General features: G+C 70.0%; 20 protein-coding genes and 1 pseudogene. 10 read left to right on the top strand and 11 right to left on the bottom strand.

Going from position 1 to position 18,528, the window contains the following annotated elements; all coding sequences use genetic code 11:
• Positions 1-57: 57 nt before the first annotated feature.
• The gene (locus tag ACIRP2_RS28600) at positions 58-744 is read right to left on the bottom strand and encodes a DUF305 domain-containing protein (protein WP_404255172.1); all 687 of its coding nucleotides are present in this window, start codon (positions 742-744) and stop codon (positions 58-60) included.
• Between the two features lie 158 nt (positions 745-902).
• Here ACIRP2_RS28600 and ACIRP2_RS28595 point away from each other — a divergent pair, with 158 nt between their 5' ends.
• Entirely contained in the window at positions 903-2,393 is a 1,491-nt protein-coding gene (locus ACIRP2_RS28595) for an LVIVD repeat-containing protein (protein WP_404255170.1), read from the top strand.
• Between the two features lie 127 nt (positions 2,394-2,520).
• Here ACIRP2_RS28595 and ACIRP2_RS28590 read toward each other — a convergent pair whose 3' ends face one another.
• From ACIRP2_RS28590 to ACIRP2_RS28560, 7 genes are all read right to left on the bottom strand, one after another.
• On the bottom strand, positions 2,521-2,700 hold the full coding sequence (locus ACIRP2_RS28590; protein ID WP_404255168.1) for a hypothetical protein: 180 nt from the start codon (positions 2,698-2,700) through the stop codon (positions 2,521-2,523).
• Positions 2,701-2,769: 69 nt separating this feature from the next.
• Positions 2,770-3,471, bottom strand: a complete 702-nt coding sequence (locus tag ACIRP2_RS28585) for an HAD family hydrolase (protein WP_404255166.1) — start codon at positions 3,469-3,471, stop codon at positions 2,770-2,772.
• A gap of 19 nt (positions 3,472-3,490) precedes the next feature.
• Positions 3,491-4,189: a phosphatase PAP2 family protein gene (locus ACIRP2_RS28580; protein WP_404255164.1), complete on the bottom strand. Its 699-nt coding sequence runs from the start codon at positions 4,187-4,189 to the stop codon at positions 3,491-3,493.
• A gap of 33 nt (positions 4,190-4,222) precedes the next feature.
• Positions 4,223-5,158 (bottom strand): M56 family metallopeptidase, encoded by a 936-nt coding sequence (locus tag ACIRP2_RS28575; RefSeq protein ID WP_404255162.1) that lies wholly within the window; start codon positions 5,156-5,158, stop codon positions 4,223-4,225.
• Positions 5,159-5,243: 85 nt separating this feature from the next.
• Positions 5,244-5,837 carry a DUF5134 domain-containing protein gene (locus ACIRP2_RS28570; RefSeq protein ID WP_404255160.1) on the bottom strand — a complete coding sequence of 198 codons (594 nt, stop codon included), beginning with the start codon at positions 5,835-5,837 and terminating at the stop codon, positions 5,244-5,246.
• A 140-nt stretch (positions 5,838-5,977) separates the two neighbouring features.
• A complete protein-coding gene (locus ACIRP2_RS28565) occupies positions 5,978-6,802 on the bottom strand; it encodes a phosphoenolpyruvate hydrolase family protein (RefSeq protein ID WP_404255158.1) in 825 nt (274 codons plus the stop codon).
• Between the two features lie 30 nt (positions 6,803-6,832).
• Entirely contained in the window at positions 6,833-8,086 is a 1,254-nt protein-coding gene (locus tag ACIRP2_RS28560; protein WP_404255156.1) for a Tm-1-like ATP-binding domain-containing protein, read from the bottom strand.
• Between the two features lie 104 nt (positions 8,087-8,190).
• Here ACIRP2_RS28560 and ACIRP2_RS28555 point away from each other — a divergent pair, with 104 nt between their 5' ends.
• Entirely contained in the window at positions 8,191-9,609 is a 1,419-nt protein-coding gene (locus ACIRP2_RS28555; RefSeq protein ID WP_404255154.1) for a PLP-dependent aminotransferase family protein, read from the top strand.
• A gap of 24 nt (positions 9,610-9,633) precedes the next feature.
• Here ACIRP2_RS28555 and ACIRP2_RS28550 read toward each other — a convergent pair whose 3' ends face one another.
• Entirely contained in the window at positions 9,634-10,020 is a 387-nt protein-coding gene (locus tag ACIRP2_RS28550; RefSeq protein ID WP_404255152.1) for a VOC family protein, read from the bottom strand.
• A gap of 331 nt (positions 10,021-10,351) precedes the next feature.
• Here ACIRP2_RS28550 and ACIRP2_RS28545 point away from each other — a divergent pair, with 331 nt between their 5' ends.
• Positions 10,352-10,900 (top strand): GNAT family N-acetyltransferase, encoded by a 549-nt coding sequence (locus ACIRP2_RS28545; RefSeq protein ID WP_404255150.1) that lies wholly within the window; start codon positions 10,352-10,354, stop codon positions 10,898-10,900.
• Between the two features lie 12 nt (positions 10,901-10,912).
• On the opposite strand, the gene ACIRP2_RS28540 is transcribed toward ACIRP2_RS28545, so the two are convergent.
• Positions 10,913-11,596, bottom strand: a complete 684-nt coding sequence (locus tag ACIRP2_RS28540) for a glycerophosphodiester phosphodiesterase (protein ID WP_404255148.1) — start codon at positions 11,594-11,596, stop codon at positions 10,913-10,915.
• Positions 11,597-12,120: 524 nt separating this feature from the next.
• Here ACIRP2_RS28540 and ACIRP2_RS28535 point away from each other — a divergent pair.
• The 4 genes from ACIRP2_RS28535 (at position 12,121) to ACIRP2_RS28520 (ending at position 16,043) form a co-directional block, all read left to right on the top strand.
• Positions 12,121-13,518, top strand: a complete 1,398-nt coding sequence (locus ACIRP2_RS28535; protein WP_404255146.1) for a DUF6421 family protein — start codon at positions 12,121-12,123, stop codon at positions 13,516-13,518.
• Positions 13,519-13,544: 26 nt separating this feature from the next.
• A complete protein-coding gene (locus ACIRP2_RS28530) occupies positions 13,545-14,312 on the top strand; it encodes an SDR family NAD(P)-dependent oxidoreductase (RefSeq protein WP_404255144.1) in 768 nt (255 codons plus the stop codon).
• Positions 14,291-15,370, top strand: coding sequence for a threonine aldolase family protein (locus ACIRP2_RS28525; RefSeq protein WP_404255142.1), 1,080 nt, complete (start codon positions 14,291-14,293; stop codon positions 15,368-15,370). The genes ACIRP2_RS28530 and ACIRP2_RS28525 overlap by 22 nt, the downstream gene beginning before the upstream one ends.
• A 73-nt stretch (positions 15,371-15,443) precedes the next feature.
• Positions 15,444-16,043, top strand: a complete 600-nt coding sequence (locus ACIRP2_RS28520; protein WP_404255140.1) for a transglutaminase domain-containing protein — start codon at positions 15,444-15,446, stop codon at positions 16,041-16,043.
• 232 nt (positions 16,044-16,275) lie between these two features.
• Here the strand turns inward: ACIRP2_RS28520 and ACIRP2_RS28515 are convergent, their stop codons facing one another.
• On the bottom strand, positions 16,276-16,998 hold the full coding sequence (locus ACIRP2_RS28515) for a lysophospholipid acyltransferase family protein (RefSeq protein WP_404255138.1): 723 nt from the start codon (positions 16,996-16,998) through the stop codon (positions 16,276-16,278).
• A 218-nt stretch (positions 16,999-17,216) separates the two neighbouring features.
• On the opposite strand from ACIRP2_RS28515, the gene ACIRP2_RS28510 reads away from it, so the two are divergent.
• The 3 genes and pseudogenes from ACIRP2_RS28510 to ACIRP2_RS28500 form a co-directional block, all read left to right on the top strand.
• A complete protein-coding gene (locus ACIRP2_RS28510; RefSeq protein ID WP_404255136.1) occupies positions 17,217-17,543 on the top strand; it encodes a TlpA family protein disulfide reductase in 327 nt (108 codons plus the stop codon).
• Positions 17,544-17,739: 196 nt separating this feature from the next.
• Entirely contained in the window at positions 17,740-18,246 is a 507-nt protein-coding gene (locus tag ACIRP2_RS28505) for a flavin reductase family protein (RefSeq protein WP_404255134.1), read from the top strand.
• Between the two features lie 201 nt (positions 18,247-18,447).
• A pseudogene (locus tag ACIRP2_RS28500) lies at positions 18,448-18,528 on the top strand (electron transfer flavoprotein subunit beta); the annotation flags it as partial.

The raw sequence follows: 18,528 nt of genomic DNA, 5'->3' as shown, positions 1-18,528 counted from the left end.
ATGCCTCCAGCATGACACCGGCGGTCGGGACGGGGGAGAGGCGCGCCCGGGGCGTGGTCAGGACGACAGCGCGCGCATCCGATCGATCTCCACTGTCTGCTGGGCGACGACGTCCCCGGCCATCTCCTCGACCTGCACATTGTTCCCCTGCGAGAGCACTTCGGTCGCCATCGTGATCGCGCCCTGGTGGTGGGTGGTCATCAGCCTCAGGAAGAGCTTGTCGAAGGCCGTGCCGTTCACCGCCCGCAGCTCTGCGAGCTGCGCCGGCGTCGCCATGCCGGGCATCGACCCGTGGTCGTGGCCGCTCGCGCGCCTTTCTCCGCCGTTGTGCTTGAGCCAGCCCTGCATGGCGCCGATCTCCGGCTTCTGGCCGGCGGTGATGCGTTCCGCGAGCCGCTCGACGGCGGCGGAGCCGGAGCGGCCGGGGACGAGTTCGGTCATCTCCAGTGCCTGCGCGTGGTGCTGGATCATCATCTGCACGTACCGGAAGTCCGCGGAGTTGGGGGTGTCGTCCCCGGCGGCCTTCAGCGCCTCCTCGGCGGAGAGCGTCCGCGCGGGCTCTCCCGGCTTTCCGGGCGCCACCACCGAAGGGCCCCCGTCCGTCTGCGCCTTCGTACGGCTGTCACCGCTCCCCGTGTCGCATGCGCCCAGGGTGAGAGCGACGGACACGACGGCCGCGACGAACACGAAGCGGCGGACACACATGGTCTGACGGCGGATCAACAAATGGACCTCCATTGCCATATGAGGTGGTTGCCCACCGTCCTGACACGCTTCCGCGCGACAGTGATCGGAAACTTTCATTACGTCTCTGTTGCCATCTGTTGGGATGGCCATGGGAAGGACGATACTGCCGAGGTCCGTGAACCGTTCAACTACGTTCGGATACATGGGAGGACGCAGTGATTTCGTTGCACACGAGCCCGGTGCGGCGCAGACGCCTCGGGGCCGCCGCAGCGGTCGCCGGGCTGCTGGCCACGCTGTTCCTGGCCGGTCCCGCGGCCGCGACGCCCGACCCCGGTGACGCGGCCGCCGCCCGTACCGATGTCTCCGCCGCCCAGGAAGCCGAAGCCACGGCCGCCATCAGGAGCGGTGAGATACCCGGCGTGGACGAGGTCGTCCACAGCGGCAACATCACCCATCTGGCCAACGTCCCCAAAGACGCGCTCAAGGGGCTGAACACGGACCTGGCCTTCCAGGGGAAGTACGCCTTCGCAGGGAACTACGACGGCTTCCGGATCTATGACATCAGCAATCCCAAGTCCCCCAAGACCGTCGCCCAGGTCCTCTGCCCCGGTTCGCAGAACGACATCTCGGTCTCGGGAAACCTGCTCTTCCTGTCCACCGACTCCTCGCGCAGTGACAACTCCTGCACCAGCACCACCCAGCCCGCCACGGAGAAGTCCTCCTGGGAGGGCATGAAGGTCTTCGACATCAGCGACAAGCGGAACCCGAAGTACGTAGCCGCTGTCGAGACCGCCTGCGGATCGCACACCCACACGCTGGTCCCCGAACGCAAGAACGTGTACGTGTACGTCTCCTCGTACGCGCCGAGCGAGGCGTTCCCCGACTGCCAGCCGCCGCACGACGGGATCTCCGTCATCAAGGTGCCGCGCAACGCACCCGAGAAGGCCGCCGTCGTGAACTTCCCGGTCCTCTTCCCGGACGGCGGCAACCCGGGCGCTCCGACCAACCCGGGTGTCTCCAAGACCACCGGCTGCCACGACATCACGGTGCTGCCCTCGAAGGATCTGGCCGCCGGAGCCTGCATGGGCGACGGTCTGCTCTTCTCCATCAAGGACCCGGAGCACCCGAAGATCATCGACCAGGTGCAGGACAACGTGAACTTCGCGTTCTGGCACTCCGCGACGTTCAACCAGAAGGCCGACAAGGTCGTCTTCACGGATGAACTCGGCGGCGGCGGCGCGGCCACCTGCAACGAGGAGGTCGGCCCGAAGCGCGGTGCCGACGGCATCTACGACATCGTCGGCAAGGGGGACCACCGCAAGCTGGTCTTCCGCAGCTACTTCAAGATCGACCGCCCGCAGGCCGACACGGAGGTCTGCGTCGCCCACAACGGCTCGATCGTCCCGGTCGAGGGCCGCGATGTGATGGTCCAGGCCTGGTACCAGGGCGGAGTCTCGGTCTGGGACTTCACCGACTCCTCGAAGCCGAAGGAGATCGGCTACTTCGAGCGCGGCCCCGTCAGCACCGACGCGGTCACCACGGCCGGCTCCTGGTCGGCGTACTACTACAACGGCTACATCTACTCCAACGACATCGCCAAGGGCTTCGACGTCCTGAAGCTCGACGACCGGCGGACCGACCCGGCGAAGCGGGTGCGACTGGACGAGCTCAATGTGCAGACGCAGCCGGAGTACTTCGACCGCTGATCCGGCCGGTCACCCCGTCACACCTGCGCCGGTCGGACCGGCAGCGCACCCGTGCCTCCCGCCGGGCGGATTCCCGCCCGGCGGGAGGCACGGCCCGTCCGGGAGCCACTCGGGGCCGACAGCCGCGTCAGGCGGCGGGCCTGGCACTCCCGCCGGTCACCGCCGCCCACTCCACCAGCAGTCGCTGGTAGTGCTCCTCGTCCTCGGGGGACAGGCAGCCGCCGGAGCGCTGCCACAGGTCACGAATCTCTTTGTTCACCACGGCGGCGGTACGCACGGAATCGGAGGAGCATGGAGAGCGGGACATGCTTACAGGCTAAGGCCACGATGTGACAATCGGACCCATTGCGCGTCAGGGACATCTCTCACATGTCCATCAGGCAACGTCCGGCAGCAGTCCGAGCGTCCGCAGCCCGTCGGGCCTCTCCTCCACCGGCAGATGCCGTACAAGCCGCACGTCACAGCCCAGTGCTGCCGCCCCGCCGTCCGCGTGCGGTTCGTCGCCGACCATCACCACATCGGTCGGATCCTGTCCGAGGAGTGTGCAGGCCCTGTGGAAGAGTCGTGCGTCCGGCTTCTGGACGCCGTGCTCGTACGACAGGACGTAGGCGTCCACCAGGGTGTCCAGCCCGTGCGCCCGGAACACCGGCCGGAGGTCCCAGCCGATGTTGCTGACCACCCCGACGCGGGTGCCGTTGTCGCGCAGCGCGCCGAGCACCTCCGCCGCGTCCGGGTACGGCTGCCAGGCAGCCGGTGACCGGTGCCGCTCGTACAGCGCGTCGTACAGTCCCGGATCCGGCAGGACCACCTGCCGGGCCAGTCCGGTGTACGCCGCCCGGTGGAGTTCCGCGCTCTCGTCACGGGTGGCCCACAAGGAGGCGAGCCGGGTGGGCACCTGCCGGGGAGGTGGACCGCCCGGCAACGCCCCGGCGTCCTCCAGCCCCCGCGCGTACCGCTCGAAGTCGGCCCCGTCGACCGTCACCCCTCGCTCGGCGAGGACGGCCCGCAGCCAGGACCGGATCGGCTCGATGCGGAACAGGGTCCCGGAGAAGTCGAAGAGCACACCCTTGATCTGCATGGGCGCGATCCTCCCCGGATCAGGAACGCCGACGCAAGGCCGGGCCACCGCGTTCCTCGTACCGGGCGAAGCCGGCGACGGAGAACCCGACCAGGGCCGCCCCCATCAGCCAGCCGCCCAGCACGTCACTCAGCCAGTGCACCCCCAGATAGAGCCGGGTGACGCCGACCCCGATCACCGACACCCAACCCGTCACCAGAGCCGTCCGCCACACCAGGGGCCCGGTGCCGTGCCGACGCAGCAGCCAGAGCAGCAGGGCGCAGCTCACCGTCGCCGTCATCGCGTGACCGGAGGGGAACGCGGCGTAGTGGGCGGAGTCCACCGGATCCGGCCACCGCGGCCGCTCCCGGCCGACCGCGGACTTCAGTCCCTGTTGCAGGAGGGCCGACACCACGCTCGTCACCGCCACCCATACCGCGAGGGTCCGCGCTCCGCGCCACCACACGGCCACCACGGCCACCGCGATCAGCGCGCGCATGGTCCACGGATCCCACACCCAGTCGGTCAGGATCCGGTTCACGTGGACGAGGGCGGGCTCGGTGACCGCCTTGCGGTGCAGGGCCTCCGCGACCGTGCGGTCGGCCGACATCAGCGGCGACCAGCGCACGGCGACCAGGATCAGCAGGATCAGGGAGAGGGCGGCGCAGACCGTGGCCGTGCCGAACGGCGTGGCGCGGAATCGGGTGCGGCCCGGTGGTGCGACGGGCGGGGAGGGCATGGGGCGATCTTCCCGGAAGATCCGCGCATCCGGCTATCCCAGTGCGCTGAGTCCCGGAAGGAAGGCCACCAGAAGCGGAACCACGGGTACCAGGGCGCCCGCCGCGGTCAGCCGGAGCCGGCGGCCGGCGGTGAGCCGCTCCACCGGCGTCAGCAGCCGGTTCACCCGCCGCGGCAGTTGCGCGTCCGGCGACGGGCACGGGCCGAACACGCCCCGGTCCTCGTTGAGTTCCACCAGGGCCAGGGCGATGGTCAACCGTCCGAAGCGCCTCGACGCCACATCGTCCGCCGCCAGTTCGACCAGCCGGTGCATCTCGTCACGGAAGGCGGCGAACACCGGCACCTGCGGAAAACCGGTCGCGAGGGCGCCGGAACAGTGCAGCAACCAGTCGTGCCGGGCCTTCGCATGCCCCTGCTCATGGGCCAGTACCGCATCCAGTTGACGGCCCTTCAGCCGACCGAGTGCCGCGGTGGTGACGACCAGTTGAGGCGCCGCACCAGGCAGCCACCAGGCATCCGGGCGCTCTCCCTCCAGGACGACGAGCCGGCCGCTGCCGGGCTCCTCCCCGGGCATCAGCGGGGAACGCACCAGCAATTCCGCCCGGCGGTGCCTGCGGCGCACCTGAGCCCGGTGGATCTCCCGCGTCAGCATCGCCGCCGTCCACACCCCGCCGAGCGCCAGCAGCACCGCCATGGCCGCGGACCACCGGCCGTGCCCGCTCAGCGCATACGCCTCCACCACGGCGCGCGGCGCCGGTGCGAAGACATGCCCGCGCACCGCCTGCCAGGCCGCTGCCGCGCTGAAGGTCATGGAGAGCGCGAAGGAGACCAGCACTCCGGCCACCACGCACTGCCACAACCACAGCGCGACGACCGGCTCGCGGTCCGGCCACTGCGCCCGCGCCATCAGACGCGGGGTCACAACAGCGGTCAGTGCGCCGAGCAGCAGCAGGGCCAGGGAGACCAACATGGCGTCAGCCTATGAGCGGCGCGGTGGCCACGGTATGGCTGTGCGCGGCAAGTGACGTACGCCACGGTTTGCTCGTCCCCCTGTCTCACAGAGTGAGCAGCATCGCGAACATGGCGATCCCCATCGTCAGCCGGCAGGCGAGTGCGAGCTCGGGCCGTGTGCCCCAGCCGCCCTCGACCGGCACTTCCCCGACCGGTCCGCCGCCCCCCGCCGTGGCGGCCACCGGTATCAGCCGGGCCCCCGACCGCAGTACGTACACCGCGTAGTAGGCCAGCAGCAGTCCGGTCAGCAGGGGTATGCCCCCGGCCGTCGCCATGCCGCCATGGCCCGCGTGCCCGCCATGCCCCCCTCCATCGCCGGGCGCCATCGTGAACGCCATGTAGACCATCGCCGCCGACCCGACCAGGTGGTGAAGATGGTGCCCGCTGCGCCGGGAGAACCACAGCGCGCGCAAGGCGGCCGCGCCGAACAGCACCGCGTACACCGCCCACCCCCACTCGGGTGGTGTCACGACGGCGGCCGGCATCGCCATGGCCGCCATGCCGAAGCCCATCAAGGCCTCAGCACGGGCCGTCCTGCGCCCCTCCGCGGTCTCGCTTCGTGTGCGCAACAGGCAGTACGCGCCCGTCGTCGCGCACAACGCCATGAGCAGCCAGCCCGACATCGCCGGTCCGTGCACGGCGCACCTCCCCCTGGACGTACGACACGGGTTCCCCTAGTCGATGCCCGGACCGGGAGCGTCGTACGCGGCGCACTGAGGTGTACGGGGAGCGCGCGGAGGGGGTGTTTCCCGCCGCGCGCCGTACCCACCCGGCCGGGTCAGCCGAGGGTGAGGGACTTGAAGGCACGCGCCTGGTCGGTGATGGCGCGTTCGGTGGGAAGCCGTTCCATGGACGACGCACCGAAGAAGCCGGCGATTCCGGACGTGTGCTCCAGGACGTAGCGGGCGTCCTCGGGCTCGGCGATCGGGCCGCCGTGGCAGAGGACGATGATGTCGGGGTTGACGCGCTTGGCGGCGTCGTGCATGTCCTGCACGGCGGCGGCGGCCTGATCGAGCGTGAGCGCGGTCGAGGCGCCGATGGACCCCTTGGTGGTCAGCCCGACATGCGGTACGAGCACGTCCGCACCGGCCCGCGCCATGTCCGCGGCCTGCCCGGGGTCGAAGACGTAGGGGGCGGTGAGCAGGTCGCGCTCGTGTGCCTGGCGGATCATGTCGACCTCCAGACCGAAACCCATGCCGGTCTCTTCCAGGTTCTCGCGGAACCTGCCGTCGTACAGACCGACCGTGGGGAAGTTCTGCACACCGGTGAAACCGACGGCCTTCAGCTGGTCAAGGAAGTTGCCCATGATTCGGAACGGGTCGGTGCCGCACACACCGGCGAGCACGGGGACGTCCCGCACCACCGGGAGGACCTCGCCGGCCATGTCCAGCACGATCGCGTTGGCGTCGCCGTAGGGCAGCAGGCCCGCCAGCGAGCCCCGGCCGGCCATCCGGTAGCGACCCGAGTTGTAGATGATCAGCAGGTCGACGCCGCCGGCCTCCGCGCACTTGGCGGACAGACCGGTGCCCGCGCCTGCGCCGATGACTGCCTTGCCCGCGCCGACCTGGTCGGTCAGGCGTGCCAGGGCTTGGTTGCGGTTCACGGAAGGGCTCCTCTTCGGTAGGTGTGCGACTCAGACGTCCGCGGACGAACGGTCGTGAGCGGTGATCAGCTCGTGGAGACGCTCGGCGGCGGCCACGGCGAAGGAGGGGTCGTTCAGCTGCGCGTCGATCTCGCGCAGCTCGACGGCGCTGCCCCGGAGAGCCGCGCGCAGGGACTCCAGCCCCGCCGCGTCGGCCTCCGGATCGTGGAAGGGACCGTCCGGGACATCGACGGCGGAGACGCCGCCGAGCGGCCAGAGGACCGCTGCCGGGCCGCGTGCCGAGGCCAGCTTCCGCCCCACGAGGGTGCCCAGTTCCGTCATCTCGGCCGCCGTGGTGCGCATCAGGGTGACCGTGGGGTTGTGCACCAGGAGACGACGTTCGGCGAAACGCTCCGGAACCGTCTCCCGGGCGCCGAAATTGACCATGTCCAGGGCGCCCGGTGCGACGACCTGCGCGATGCCCGCCCGGCCGGCCGCGGTCAGCCGGTCCGGTCCGGCGCTCAGTACTCCGCCGACCAGTTCGTCCGCGAGTTCGGTGGTGGTCAGGTCCAGGACACCGGCGAGGAACCCGCCCGCGGCGAGCTTCTCCAGCGCCCGGCCGCCCGCCCCCGTGGCGTGGAAGACCAGGACCTCGTATCCCAGTTCGCCCAGACGCCGCCGGGCGGCATCGACCGCCGGCGTGGTGACGCCGAACATGCTGGCACCGATCAGCGGCCTTCCGCCGGGGCTCGGACGGTCGACGCTCCGCTCGTGGTGGGCGGCCATGCCGGCCGCCGCGGCCACCGCGTTGCCCAGGATCCGGGACGACACCGAGTTGATGCCCGCGACATCGACCACGCTGTACATCATGGTGATGTCGCTGCTGCCCACGTACGGCGACACGTCCCCGCCGGCCATGGTGGACACCAGCAGTTTCGGAACGCCGACGGGCAGCGCCTGCATGGCACGCGCGGCGATGAACGACCCGCCGCTGCCGGCCACCGCCAGCACCGCGTGCAGCCGGCCCTCGCGGTGCAGATCACCGACGACCAGTTCGACTCCCTCGGCCATCGCGGTCACGGCCGCCCCGCGGTCCCCGGCGGCGCGCAGCGCCTCCAGATCATGCCCGGCGCGGAGTGCGACGGCGGCGGCGTCGACGTCCCCCGCGGGGGCACCGACGGGCGGCGGCATCACACCGGCGTCGACGAGAACGACGTCGCATCCCGATTCGCGCAGGCGCGTCGAGAGCCACGCGTACTCCGCACCCTTGGTGTCCAGTGTCCCGACGAGCACCACGGTCGCCATGTTCTGCTCCTTTGCAACGGCGTTCTCCCGATCATGTGTCGGGTGCCGGAGAGCGGCAACGACCACTTGGCGGCAATTGGCCTGCGGCGGGTGATGATGGGGTCATGGACCGCATTCCTCCCACCCGTCTGTCGCGCCTGCTGACCGGGTGGTCCAAGGGCGGTGCGGGTGCGATGCCGCTGCTGCTGGCGGAGGCGCTGCGCGAGCTGGCGCAACGGGGAGACGTCGCCCCCGGTACGGTGCTGCCCTCGCAGCGCGCCCTCGCGGCGGCGCTCGGTGTCAGCCGCAGCACGGTGACGGCGGCGTACGGGCTGCTGGAAGCGGAAGGGTGGCTCGACAGCAGGCAGGGGAGCGGTTCCAGGCTACGGGGTTCGGGTGCGGTGGGCGGGCCCGCGACCGAGGGGCGGCTGGCCAGTTTCGGGACCCGGGACGGGGTCGTCGACCTGTCCAGCGGCGCGCTGGACGGCCTGCCCGCGGTGGCGGAGGCGGTCGGCGCACTGTCCGCCCGGGACCTCACCACTGCGCTGGCCGGCGACGGGTACCAGCCGTACGGTCTGCCCGAACTGCGCGAGGGGATCGCCGAGTACCACCGCTCGGCGGGTCTGCCGACCTCGCCGGAACAGATCCTGGTGACGGCCGGGTCCCAGCAGGCCGTCTGGCTGATCACCCAGGGGCTGGTCCAGCCCGGCGACACCGTCATCGTGGAGGACCCGACCTACCGCGGTGCCCTCGAAGCGCTGCGGGCCCGCGGCGCCCGGCTGGTCCCGCTGCCCGCCGACGCCGCCCACGGCGACAGCACCGCCGCACTCGCACGGCTGGCCGGCCACATCCGCCCGCGCCTCGTCTATCTCCAGCCGTCCGTCCACAACCCCACCGGACGCGCCATGGCCGAGCACACCCGCCGTGCCTGGGCCGCCGTGCTGGCCGAACAGGGCCTGTACACCGTGGAGGACAACGCCTACGCGGAACTGTCCCTGTGTCACGACACCGCACCGGTCTCCCTGGCCGCCCGGCTGCCGCCCGCCGCCACCGCCACCGTCGGCACCCTGTCCAAGCTCTTCTGGGGCGGCCTGAGAGTGGGCTGGATACGCGCCTCCGCCACCGTCGTCCGTCGTCTGGCCGGCATCAAGAAGTCCGTCGACCTCTCGTGCCCGGTGGTGGACCAGATGGTGGCCGTGCAGCTGCTGCGGCAACTGCCCGAGGCACGAGCCGCGCGCCGCGCCCGACTGCGTGAACGCCTGACGGAGACCGAACGGCTCCTGCGCGCCCAGCGGACCGGATGGCGATGGGACCGGCCCGCGGGAGGCTCCGCCCTCTGGGTGGAGATCCCCGGCGCGGATGCCGAGGCCACCGCCCAGCTGGCCCGCCGTGCGGGCGTACTGATCGTGCCCGGTCCCGCCTTCTCCGCCGTGGACGGCTTCCGCCACCACCTGCGCCTGCCGTTCGCCGACCACGACGGCAGTCTGGAGAGGGCCCTGCCCGTGCTCGTCGACTGTGCGGAGCGCAGCCGCGCGCCGCACTGACGGCCTGGTGCGGACGCGACCGCGTCAGGGGCGGTGGCGCAGCGGATGGTCCGCCGGCACTTCCACCATGACGATCCGATGCCCGTCCGGGTCACGGATCCACATCTCGACGAGCCCCCACGGCTCGCGCACCGGCGGCCGCAGCACCTCGACGCCGCGGGCCGACACCTCCTCGTGCGCCGCCCGGACGTCCGCCACCTGCATCCAGAGTTCGAGACCGGGCACCGGCGGTGCGGCGGCGCGGCCGGAGACCTCCAGGAAACCGCCGCCGAGGAAGTAGACCGTGCCCCGCTCTGGGCCGGTGCCGAACTCCCTGTAGACAGGCAGGGCGAGGGACTCCCCGTAGAAGACCCGTGATCGCTCGGGATCGACCGGACGCAACAGGATCCGGCTGCTCAGCACATGAACCATGCGCCGCACTCTAAGGGGCTGTCCCGTGATCCTCGGCGGGCGCACGACAACAGTCACGACACCTCGCTGCGGCGGCGGTACGTCCGAGTACGTCCGGTATACGGACGTCACTCTCCACCTCGTGACGCACCGCGTCCGACGCCGCGCGCTGATCCACCAGGGAGTACGGGAGCCCTCGGGCTCATTCGTTCGCATCGGGCCGGACCGGCTTGTGGGGCTCGGCGCCGGGGCGCGAGAGCCCGGCGTGATCCGAACGAGCGACCCTGAGGCCGGAACACGCGCGTTACGCTGCTGCGGCACGGCCACAGCAGAGAAACGGAGAGCCATCGCCATGGACACAGCCCCCGCCCAGGACTTGCAGCTGACCTTCCGCGATGCGGCCGACGCCGATGTGCCCGCACTCGTGGCGCTGATCGAGTCGGCCTACCGCGGGGACTCCAGCCGGGCCGGATGGACCACCGAAGCGGACATCCTGCAGGGGCAGCGGACCGACCCGGACGGCGTCCGCAAGGTCGTCGAAGGGCCCGGCAGCCGACTGCTCGTGGTGGAGCGCGACGGCGCGCTCGTCGCCTGCTGCCAGCTCGAACACCGTGGCGACGCCGCCTACTTCGGGATGTTCGCGGTCCGTCCCGAGCTGCAGGGGGCCGGCCTCGGCAAGGTGGTCATCGCCGAGGCCGAGCGCACCGTCCGGGACGGCTGGGGGGTGACGGAGATGCACATGACCGTGATCTCGGTACGCGAGGACCTGATCGCCTGGTACGAGCGCCGCGGCTACCGTCGTACGGGCAGGCTCAGCCCGTTCCCGTACGGCGACGAGCGCTTCGGCATCCCGCAGCGTGACGATCTCGCCTTCGAACTCCTGGTCAAGGACCTGGTCTGACCGGGGCGGCGGTCAAGCGGTGAAGCGGCCGGCGCGGCGGATCTCCGGGTAGTCGGTGGTCGCGCCGTCCAGCCGCAGGGCGCGTACCAGCCGCAGATGATCCTGGGTGTTCACCACCCAGCCGATGACCTTCAGTCCCTCGGAGTGTGCCTGCTCGACCACTTCCAGGGTGAGGCGGCGGATGTTCAGTGCCAGCGTCGCCGCGCCCACCGCCTTCGCCCGGTCCACCACGTCGTTCCGCCATCGGCTGGCGATGAGCACGGTCCGTACCCCCGGTACCAGTTGGGCGATCTCGGCGACCGCCTCGTCGTGGAACGACGACACCTCGACCCGGTCGACGAGGCCGCGTCGCAGCATCACTTCGGCCAGGGCGCGGGCCGCGGCCACATCCTTGATCTCGGCCTGTACGGGGGACCGGACGGCGTCGAGCACCTCCTCGAAGACCGGCACCCGCTCGCCCAGCCCGGCATCGAGTTCGCGGAGCTCGGAGAGGGTCTTCTCGGCGATCGGACCGCTGCCGTCCGTCGTGCGGTCCACTTCGGCGTCGTGCATGACGGCCAGCGCGCCGTCCTTGCTCAGGTGCAGATCGAGCTCGATGGCGTCCATCCCGGCCCGTTCCGCGTGGACGAACGACCGCAGGGTGTTCTCCGGTTCGACGCCCATCACTCCGCGATGACCGATGGTGAGAAAGGACAAGGCAACTCGCTTCCGTCGACGGCGTCTCCCCCGCGGACTGCTCCTACCCACGAAGCACCACGGCATTACGGCAATTCGGCAGCCTAACGGCCCGCTGCCGGGAGGGAACCGCCCGGCGCCGGGGGAGCGGCGCCGTGTTCCCGAAGCATCAGCGGCACCGAGCAGGAGCCCGGTGACGACGGTTGCGACAAGGGCGGCACGGATGCTCACGCGGCGGATCCCCACCGCTGGAGCGACGGGCGGACGCCGTCCGCCTCGCCGGTCCGCGGCCGTGTCCGCAGTGCCGTGTCACCCGTGTGCGCACGTCCCGCCCGACCTGGTCGCGCATGTGTTCGAGGCCTGTCGGGTCGGCGGTGGCCGGAATGCGTCAGGTCGACGGAAGTGGTCGCCCTGTGGGTGCTGTGCAGGAAGAATCGCGGTGACCATGGGGGGTCGGCAGGATAATCTTCTGAGTCCCACTTGTCTGAAGGAACCGCACATGGATACGGTTGCTTGACGCGAGGTTCTCCCGTGGAGGAAGTGTGATGACGGAAATTCTTGTGCACGACGTCGCCGCAGGTGACATAGCTACGGATCAACGGGTGGTCGATCACCCGGCCTGGCCCGTGCTCAAGAATGCCGTGGAGGAGATCCGCCCCTGGCAGTCGAAGGACGGATCCATCGACTTCGACGCCGAGGGCGCGCCGTCGCCGGCGGTCGCCGAGGCGACCCTGGAGCGCGTGATCGCCGCGGTGGAGGATCTCTCCCCGCTGCTTCCGCACGACGCCGCCTACCACCGTGCCCTTGTCGTGGACCTGCGCCGCTGGGCCGCGGCCGGTTTCGGTGTGCCGGACTTCCTCGACTCGCTGCTCGCCTTCCAGCCGGCCAAGGACCGCGCCGACGGGGTGCAGCACCTGGTTCTCTTCGCGATGTACACCCAGAACGGCAACCCGGACCGCAACCTCGAAGCGGTCGTGCTGCGGATGGTCTGGCCCGAATGGCTGGCGGAACTCGAAGCCACCCGCTACGACAACCCGCTGTTCTGCGGCATCACCTTCGAGGACTTCACCTCGGGTTACGACACCAATTCCGCGGTGCTCTTCCCGGAGACCGTCGCCGTGCGCGAGGCCCCGGAGCGGTTCAGCTGGGGCGGGATCTTCTGCGACCGCGAGGCCGCCCGCTTCCGCCGGGTCACCGAGGCGTCGGTCGAGCTGCTCGGCGTCGAACTGCCCGACGACATCCGCGAGATGGTCGGCGACCAGCAGCGCTGCGAGCAGGCCTTCGTGCTCTGGGACATGGTCCACGACCGGACGCACAGCCACGGCGACCTGCCGTTCGACCCCTTCATGATCAAGCAGCGCCAGCCGTTCTGGATGTACGGGCTCGAAGAGCTGCGCTGCGACCTCACCGCCTTCAAGGAGGCCGTGAAGCTGGAGGCCGACGGCTTCCCGCAGGGTCGCGACGTCCAGTACGCCGTGCTGTTCGACCGGATGTTCCGCTTCCCCGTCACCGGCGAGCGCGTCCGCAACTACGACGGCCTCGGCGGCCAGCTGCTCTTCGCCTACCTCCACAAGCACGACGTCGTCCGCTGGACCGACAACACGCTGCGGATCGACTGGGACCGTGCCCCGCAGGTCACCAACCAGCTCTGCGCCGAGATCGAGAAGCTCTACCGCGACGGCATCGACCGTCCCAAGCTCGTGCACTGGTTCGCCGCGTACGACCTCGTCTCCACCTACCTCGCCCCCCACCCGGGCTCCCGGTGGGCCAAGGGCCCGGACGCGCTCGATGTGTCGCAGCCGCCGCGCAAGCTCGTCGACGAGGTGCTTGCGGACGAGTTTCCGCTGAGCATGTTCTATGAGGCGCTCTCCAAGAAGCTGAAGAATGTGATCGCCTCGACCAAGGGGATCACTGCCGCGGACGCCGAGCGGGCAGCCGCGTGAGCGCCGGTCCTGAGGAGGCGGTGGCCATGAACGGAAACGGCAAGGGCAACGGGAGCGGTGCTCTCGAAGGTGCCGTGGTCGCGGTCGCCGGAGCCGCCGGCCCGGCGGGCCGGGCCGCGCTGCTGAGGCTCGCCGAAGCAGGGGCGACCGTCGTCGCCTCCGACGCGGACGCCACCCGCCTGGCCGAGGCGGTCGACGCCGCCCGCTACGCCCACGGCGGCGCCACCGTCACGGGCGACACGGTCGATCTGCTGGATCTCGGTGCCACCCGCGACTGGGCGGACAAGACGGAGAAGGAATTCGGCCGGATCGACGGCCTGGTCCATCTCGTCGGTGGCTGGCGAGGCAGTTCCACCTTCGGCGAGACCGACCTCGCCGACTGGAACCTGCTGGAGAAGCTGCTGATCCGCACGGTCCAGCACACTTCGCTGGCCTTCCAGGAGGGTCTGCAGCGCAGCGACCGGGGCCGTTATGTGCTGATCAGCGCGGCGGGGGCGAGCAAGCCCACCGCGGGAAACGCGGCCTACGCCGCGTCGAAGGCCGCGGCCGAGGCCTGGACCCTTGCCCTCGCGGACGCCTTCCGCAAGGCGGGGGGCGACGAAGGGCCCAGAACGGCGGCTGCGATCCTGGTCATCAAGGCACTGGTGCACGACGCGATGCGCGCCGAGCGCCCCCATGCGAAATTCGCGGGCTTCACCGACGTCAAGGACCTGGCCGACGCCATCGTCGGCGTCTGGGACCGGCCCGCCCCGGAAGTGAACGGAAAGCGCCTGTGGCTGACCCCGCAACCGTAAGGACCGACGCGCGACGCCACCACGACCCACAGGTACGCGGTTTCGCCAGTGACAACTACGCGGGCACGCACCCGGAGATTCTCGCGGCCATAGCCCTCGCCAACGGCGGTCACCAGATCGCCTACGGCGAGGACGAGTACACCGGACACCTCCAGCGCGTCATGCACAGCCACTTCGGCCCCACCGCCGAAGCCTTTCCGGTCTTCAACGGAACCGGCGCCAACGTCGTCTCCCTCCAGGCGATGACCGACCGCTGGGGCGCGGTGATCTGTGCGGAGTCCGCCCACATCAACGTCGACGAGGGCGGTGCCCCGGAGCGGGTGGGCGGTCTCAAGCTGCTCACCGTGCCCACCCCGGACGGCAAGCTCACGCCCGAGCTCATCGACCGGCAGGCGTACGGCTGGGACGACGAGCACCGGGCCATGCCTCAGGTCGTCTCGATCGCCCAGAACACCGAGCTGGGCACGGTCTACACACCCGACGAGATTCGCGCGATCTGCGACCACGCCCACGGTCACGGCATGAAGGTCCATCTGGACGGGGCCCGGATAGCCAACGCGGCTGCGTCGCTGGACGTACCGATGCGGACGTTCACCAACACCGTCGGCGTCGACGTCCTCTCCTTCGGCGGCACGAAGAACGGGGCGATCTTCGGCGAGGCCGTGGTCGTCCTGAACCCGGACGCCGTGCGTGCCATGAAGCACTTGCGCAAACTGTCGATGCAGCTCGCCTCGAAGATGCGCTTCGTCTCGGTGCAGTTGGAGGCGCTGCTCGCCGGAGACCTCTGGCTGCGCAATGCCCGGCACGCCAACGCCATGGCCCAACGGCTCGCGGATGGCGTGCGTGCGGTGGACGGGGTGGAGATCCTCCATCCCGTCCAGGCCAACGCCGTCTTCGCCCGGCTGCCCCACGAGGTGAGCGAGCGGCTGCAGAAGCGCTTCCGCTTCTACTTCTGGGACGAGGCCGCCGGTGATGTGCGCTGGATGTGTTCCTTCGACACGACGGAGGACGATGTCGACGCGTTCGTTCTTGCGCTGAAGGACGAGATGGCGAAGTAATCAGCCTGAATAAGTATGCGGTCGATCGGAAAGTCATTGACATCCGGTCGACCGCATACTTAGGCTCGAGGCCATGGAGCTGATCCAGCAAGTCCCGGAACTTTCCGCCTACCTTGCAGCGGATGAGGCCATCGATCACGGGCACCCCGTGGTACGGGAGACAGTCGCCGCTCTCCGTGGCAAGACCGTCGACGCATACTCATACGCTGCTGCTGCCTATGCCTTCGTGCGCGACACGATTCCGCACTCGGTCGACTCGGGCGACATGCGGGTCGCCTGGCGCGCCTCCGACGTCCTCGCGACACGCAACGGCATCTGCCACGCCAAGTCCCACGCCCTTGCCGCCCTCCTCCGTGCGGCGGGCATCCCGACAGCGCTCTGCTATCAGGCGCTCCGTGAGGACGACGGGGAGCCCGGCCCCCTGCACGGGCTCATCGCGGTCAGGCTGCCCGGCCGTGACCGCTGGGACCGTCAGGACGCTCGCGGCAACAAGCCCGGCGTCGACGCCCACTTCTCGCTCGACGGCGAGCGGCTGGCGTGGCCGGTACGGCAGGCGTTCAATGAAGTGGACTATCCAGTGCTTTATGCGGCACCACATCCGGCGGTACTGCACAGCCTGCGGTCTGCGGAGGACCGCCTGCAGCTGTGGCGCACTCTCCCCACGACACTCTGAGACCCGGTCCCGGGGTCAAGGCCGTCGTCCCCCGACGTGCACCGCCTTCGGCGCCGTAGGTCCGGCCCTGTCGGACGGGCCGCCCGCCGACCGGCCGACCGGCTCGGACGATCGGCGAACTCGAAGCCGCAGGTGCCAAACCCGCCCAGTGGTCGGAGAAGCCGAACTCCGGAGCACGGATCGTGTCGGCGCTCCGGAGTGACGTTTCAGCCACGGCCGCGAACCGGCCGGATCAGCTCGCCCCGCGCACCTCGGCTGCCGTCGGAGCCGTACCGCCGAGGTGCGCCGGCACCCACCAGGTGTCGCCGGCGTCCTTCGGGCGTACGGGATAGGCGCGCTGGGCCGCTTCGAGAAGCTCCTGGACCCGCTCCCGCAGTCGTCGGGTGATCGCGCCGGCGTACTGGTCGGTGGGTGCCTCCACCGGCTCGCCGACCCGGATCGTCACGGGAATGTGGTTGCGCTTGAAGTTGCGCGGCCGTCCCTTGGTCCACAACCGCTGCGTCCCCCACAGCGCCATCGGGATCAGCGGGACGCCGGCCTCCTGGGCCAGCCGGGCGGCACCCGACTTGAAGCTCTTCAGCGTGAACGACTCCGAGATCGTCGCCTCGGGGAACACGCCCACGATCTCTCCCGACCGCAGCGAGGCGAGCGCGTGCGCGTACGCGTCCTCGCCCTGTTTGCGGTCGACCGGGATGTGCTTCATCCCGCGCATCAGGGGACCGGAGACCTTGTGCCGGAAGACCGATTCCTTCGCCATGAAGCGGACGAGGCGCTTCTGCGGCAGCGCCGCGAGCCCGGTGAAGATGAAGTCCAGATAACTGATGTGATTGCTGACCAGCACCGCGCCACCGGTCTTCGGGATGTGCTCGGAACCCTGAGCGTCGATCTTCAGGTCAAGCGCCTTGAAAAACGTACGAGCGGCGCCGATGACCGGTCGATAGACGAGTTCTGCCATCTGGGGAAGACCCTTCTTCAGCGCCTGGGGAGGGTTCTCCCGGCGGAAGTTACGCAGCCGTAGGTTTGCGGCATTGGGCCGATCGTGCCCCATGCGCGTCGCGGTGGCCAGTCTCAGGGGGCGCGGGGCGCGAGATTCTCGTCACGTGGAGGTGCGGGGAATGCCGCGGTGCCCGGCGGTGCTGACGTCTTGCGAAGAGCTCTGACAGGAGGCCGCAGGTGGACGGGCACACGCACGGGGGAACGCTGGACGCGGCCCGACTCGGCGCAGAACTGGGGGAGAAGGCGACCCTGGTGCAGTTCTCCAGCGCGTTCTGTCAGCCGTGCCGGGCCACCCGGCGCACTCTCTCCGAGGTGGCACGCATGGTGGACGGCGTGACCCACGTCGAGATCGACGCCGAGGCGCATCTCACTCTTGTGCGCGAGCTGGGGATCAGCCGGACGCCGACCGTACTGGTCCTCGACCCCCGCGGCCGGATCGTCCGTCGGGCCGTCGGGCAGCCGCGCACCGTCGATGTCGTCGCCGCGCTGGGACAGGTGATGTGACGGACCGTGATGCATCTCCCACATTGCGGAACGCCCTTGACTGCACCCACCACGCATCGTCAGTCTGACGCTATGCTGCCGGAACTCCTTCTCTACGGCCGGGCCCACGTGGATCTCGCCCGCAATGCGAGTGCGCGCTGTCCGGGTGCCTGAACGAACAAGGCCCCGTACACCTCTTCCGCAGAAGGACACCTCCATGACGGCTTCGCCCGAGCTCGGCACCTCCCGTACGGCTTCCCCCGAACTCCTCCGCTCGGTCTTCCGGCGGCACGCCGCCGGTGTCGCAGTGATCACCGCCGCAGGTGACCGACCGGTCGGCTTCACCGCCACCTCCTTGAACTCCGTCGCCGCCGAGCCGCCGCTGATCTCCTTCGGGGTCGGAACCTCGTCCTCCAGTTGGCCGGTCGTGGCCGAGGCCGAGCACATCGGCGTCCACATACTCGGTGAGCACCAGCAGGACCTGGCCGCCACGTTCGCCCGCAGCGGCGCCGACCGGTTCGGCCCGTCCACCCATTGGCGCAGTGGCCCCGAAGGTGTGCCGGTGCTCGACGGCGTGCCGGCGTGGCTGGTCTGCCGCGTGGTGGCCCGGATCCCGGCGGGCGACCATCGGATCGTGGTCGCGGAGGCCGTGGTCGGGGATCCGGCCGGAGGCGGTCGCCCGCTGCTCTATCACCAGGGCCGTTTCACCGCCCTGCGGGACTGAGAACTCCCAAGCGGCACATGGGTGCGGCACGTTGGCCAGATCACAGTTCCAAGCGCTTGCTCATCGGTGAAGCACTGGGTGTACTGGCTAGTAATATTTCCCTCGGAGCTCCGGTCGACCCGACCGGAAACCGCCCCATCAGGCGCCTATGCTGCGTGCAACAAGGCAGCCCAGAAATGACGATGCAGTAGGAGAGCCGGCGTGAGCTTGAGGATCGTTGTCTGTGTGAAGTACGTGCCCGACGCCACGGGTGACCGGCATTTCGCCGATGATCTGACGGTG

It is taken from the genome of Streptomyces sp. NPDC101194 (assembly GCF_044767885.1).
Taxonomy (GTDB): domain Bacteria; phylum Actinomycetota; class Actinomycetes; order Streptomycetales; family Streptomycetaceae; genus Streptomyces.
The sequence above is the reverse complement of the archived record's forward strand: the minus strand, read 5'-3'. Positions and strand labels throughout refer to the sequence as shown.

Bases quoted from the DNA above. Each gene is read 5' to 3' on its own strand.
- ACIRP2_RS28600 (WP_404255172.1), bottom strand. From the start codon at position 744: ATGGCAATGGAGGTCCATTTGTTGATCCGCCGTCAGACCATGTGTGTC.
- ACIRP2_RS28590 (WP_404255168.1), bottom strand. From the start codon at position 2,700: ATGTCCCGCTCTCCATGCTCCTCCGATTCCGTGCGTACCGCCGCCGTG.
- ACIRP2_RS28585 (WP_404255166.1), bottom strand. From the start codon at position 3,471: ATGCAGATCAAGGGTGTGCTCTTCGACTTCTCCGGGACCCTGTTCCGC.
- ACIRP2_RS28580 (WP_404255164.1), bottom strand. From the start codon at position 4,189: ATGCCCTCCCCGCCCGTCGCACCACCGGGCCGCACCCGATTCCGCGCC.
- ACIRP2_RS28575 (WP_404255162.1), bottom strand. From the start codon at position 5,158: ATGTTGGTCTCCCTGGCCCTGCTGCTGCTCGGCGCACTGACCGCTGTT.
- ACIRP2_RS28560 (WP_404255156.1), bottom strand. From the start codon at position 8,086: ATGGCGACCGTGGTGCTCGTCGGGACACTGGACACCAAGGGTGCGGAG.
- ACIRP2_RS28555 (WP_404255154.1), top strand. From the start codon at position 8,191: ATGGACCGCATTCCTCCCACCCGTCTGTCGCGCCTGCTGACCGGGTGG.
- ACIRP2_RS28550 (WP_404255152.1), bottom strand. From the start codon at position 10,020: ATGGTTCATGTGCTGAGCAGCCGGATCCTGTTGCGTCCGGTCGATCCC.
- ACIRP2_RS28545 (WP_404255150.1), top strand. From the start codon at position 10,352: ATGGACACAGCCCCCGCCCAGGACTTGCAGCTGACCTTCCGCGATGCG.
- ACIRP2_RS28535 (WP_404255146.1), top strand. From the start codon at position 12,121: ATGACGGAAATTCTTGTGCACGACGTCGCCGCAGGTGACATAGCTACG.
- ACIRP2_RS28530 (WP_404255144.1), top strand. From the start codon at position 13,545: ATGAACGGAAACGGCAAGGGCAACGGGAGCGGTGCTCTCGAAGGTGCC.
- ACIRP2_RS28520 (WP_404255140.1), top strand. From the start codon at position 15,444: ATGGAGCTGATCCAGCAAGTCCCGGAACTTTCCGCCTACCTTGCAGCG.
- ACIRP2_RS28515 (WP_404255138.1), bottom strand. From the start codon at position 16,998: ATGGCAGAACTCGTCTATCGACCGGTCATCGGCGCCGCTCGTACGTTT.
- ACIRP2_RS28505 (WP_404255134.1), top strand. From the start codon at position 17,740: ATGACGGCTTCGCCCGAGCTCGGCACCTCCCGTACGGCTTCCCCCGAA.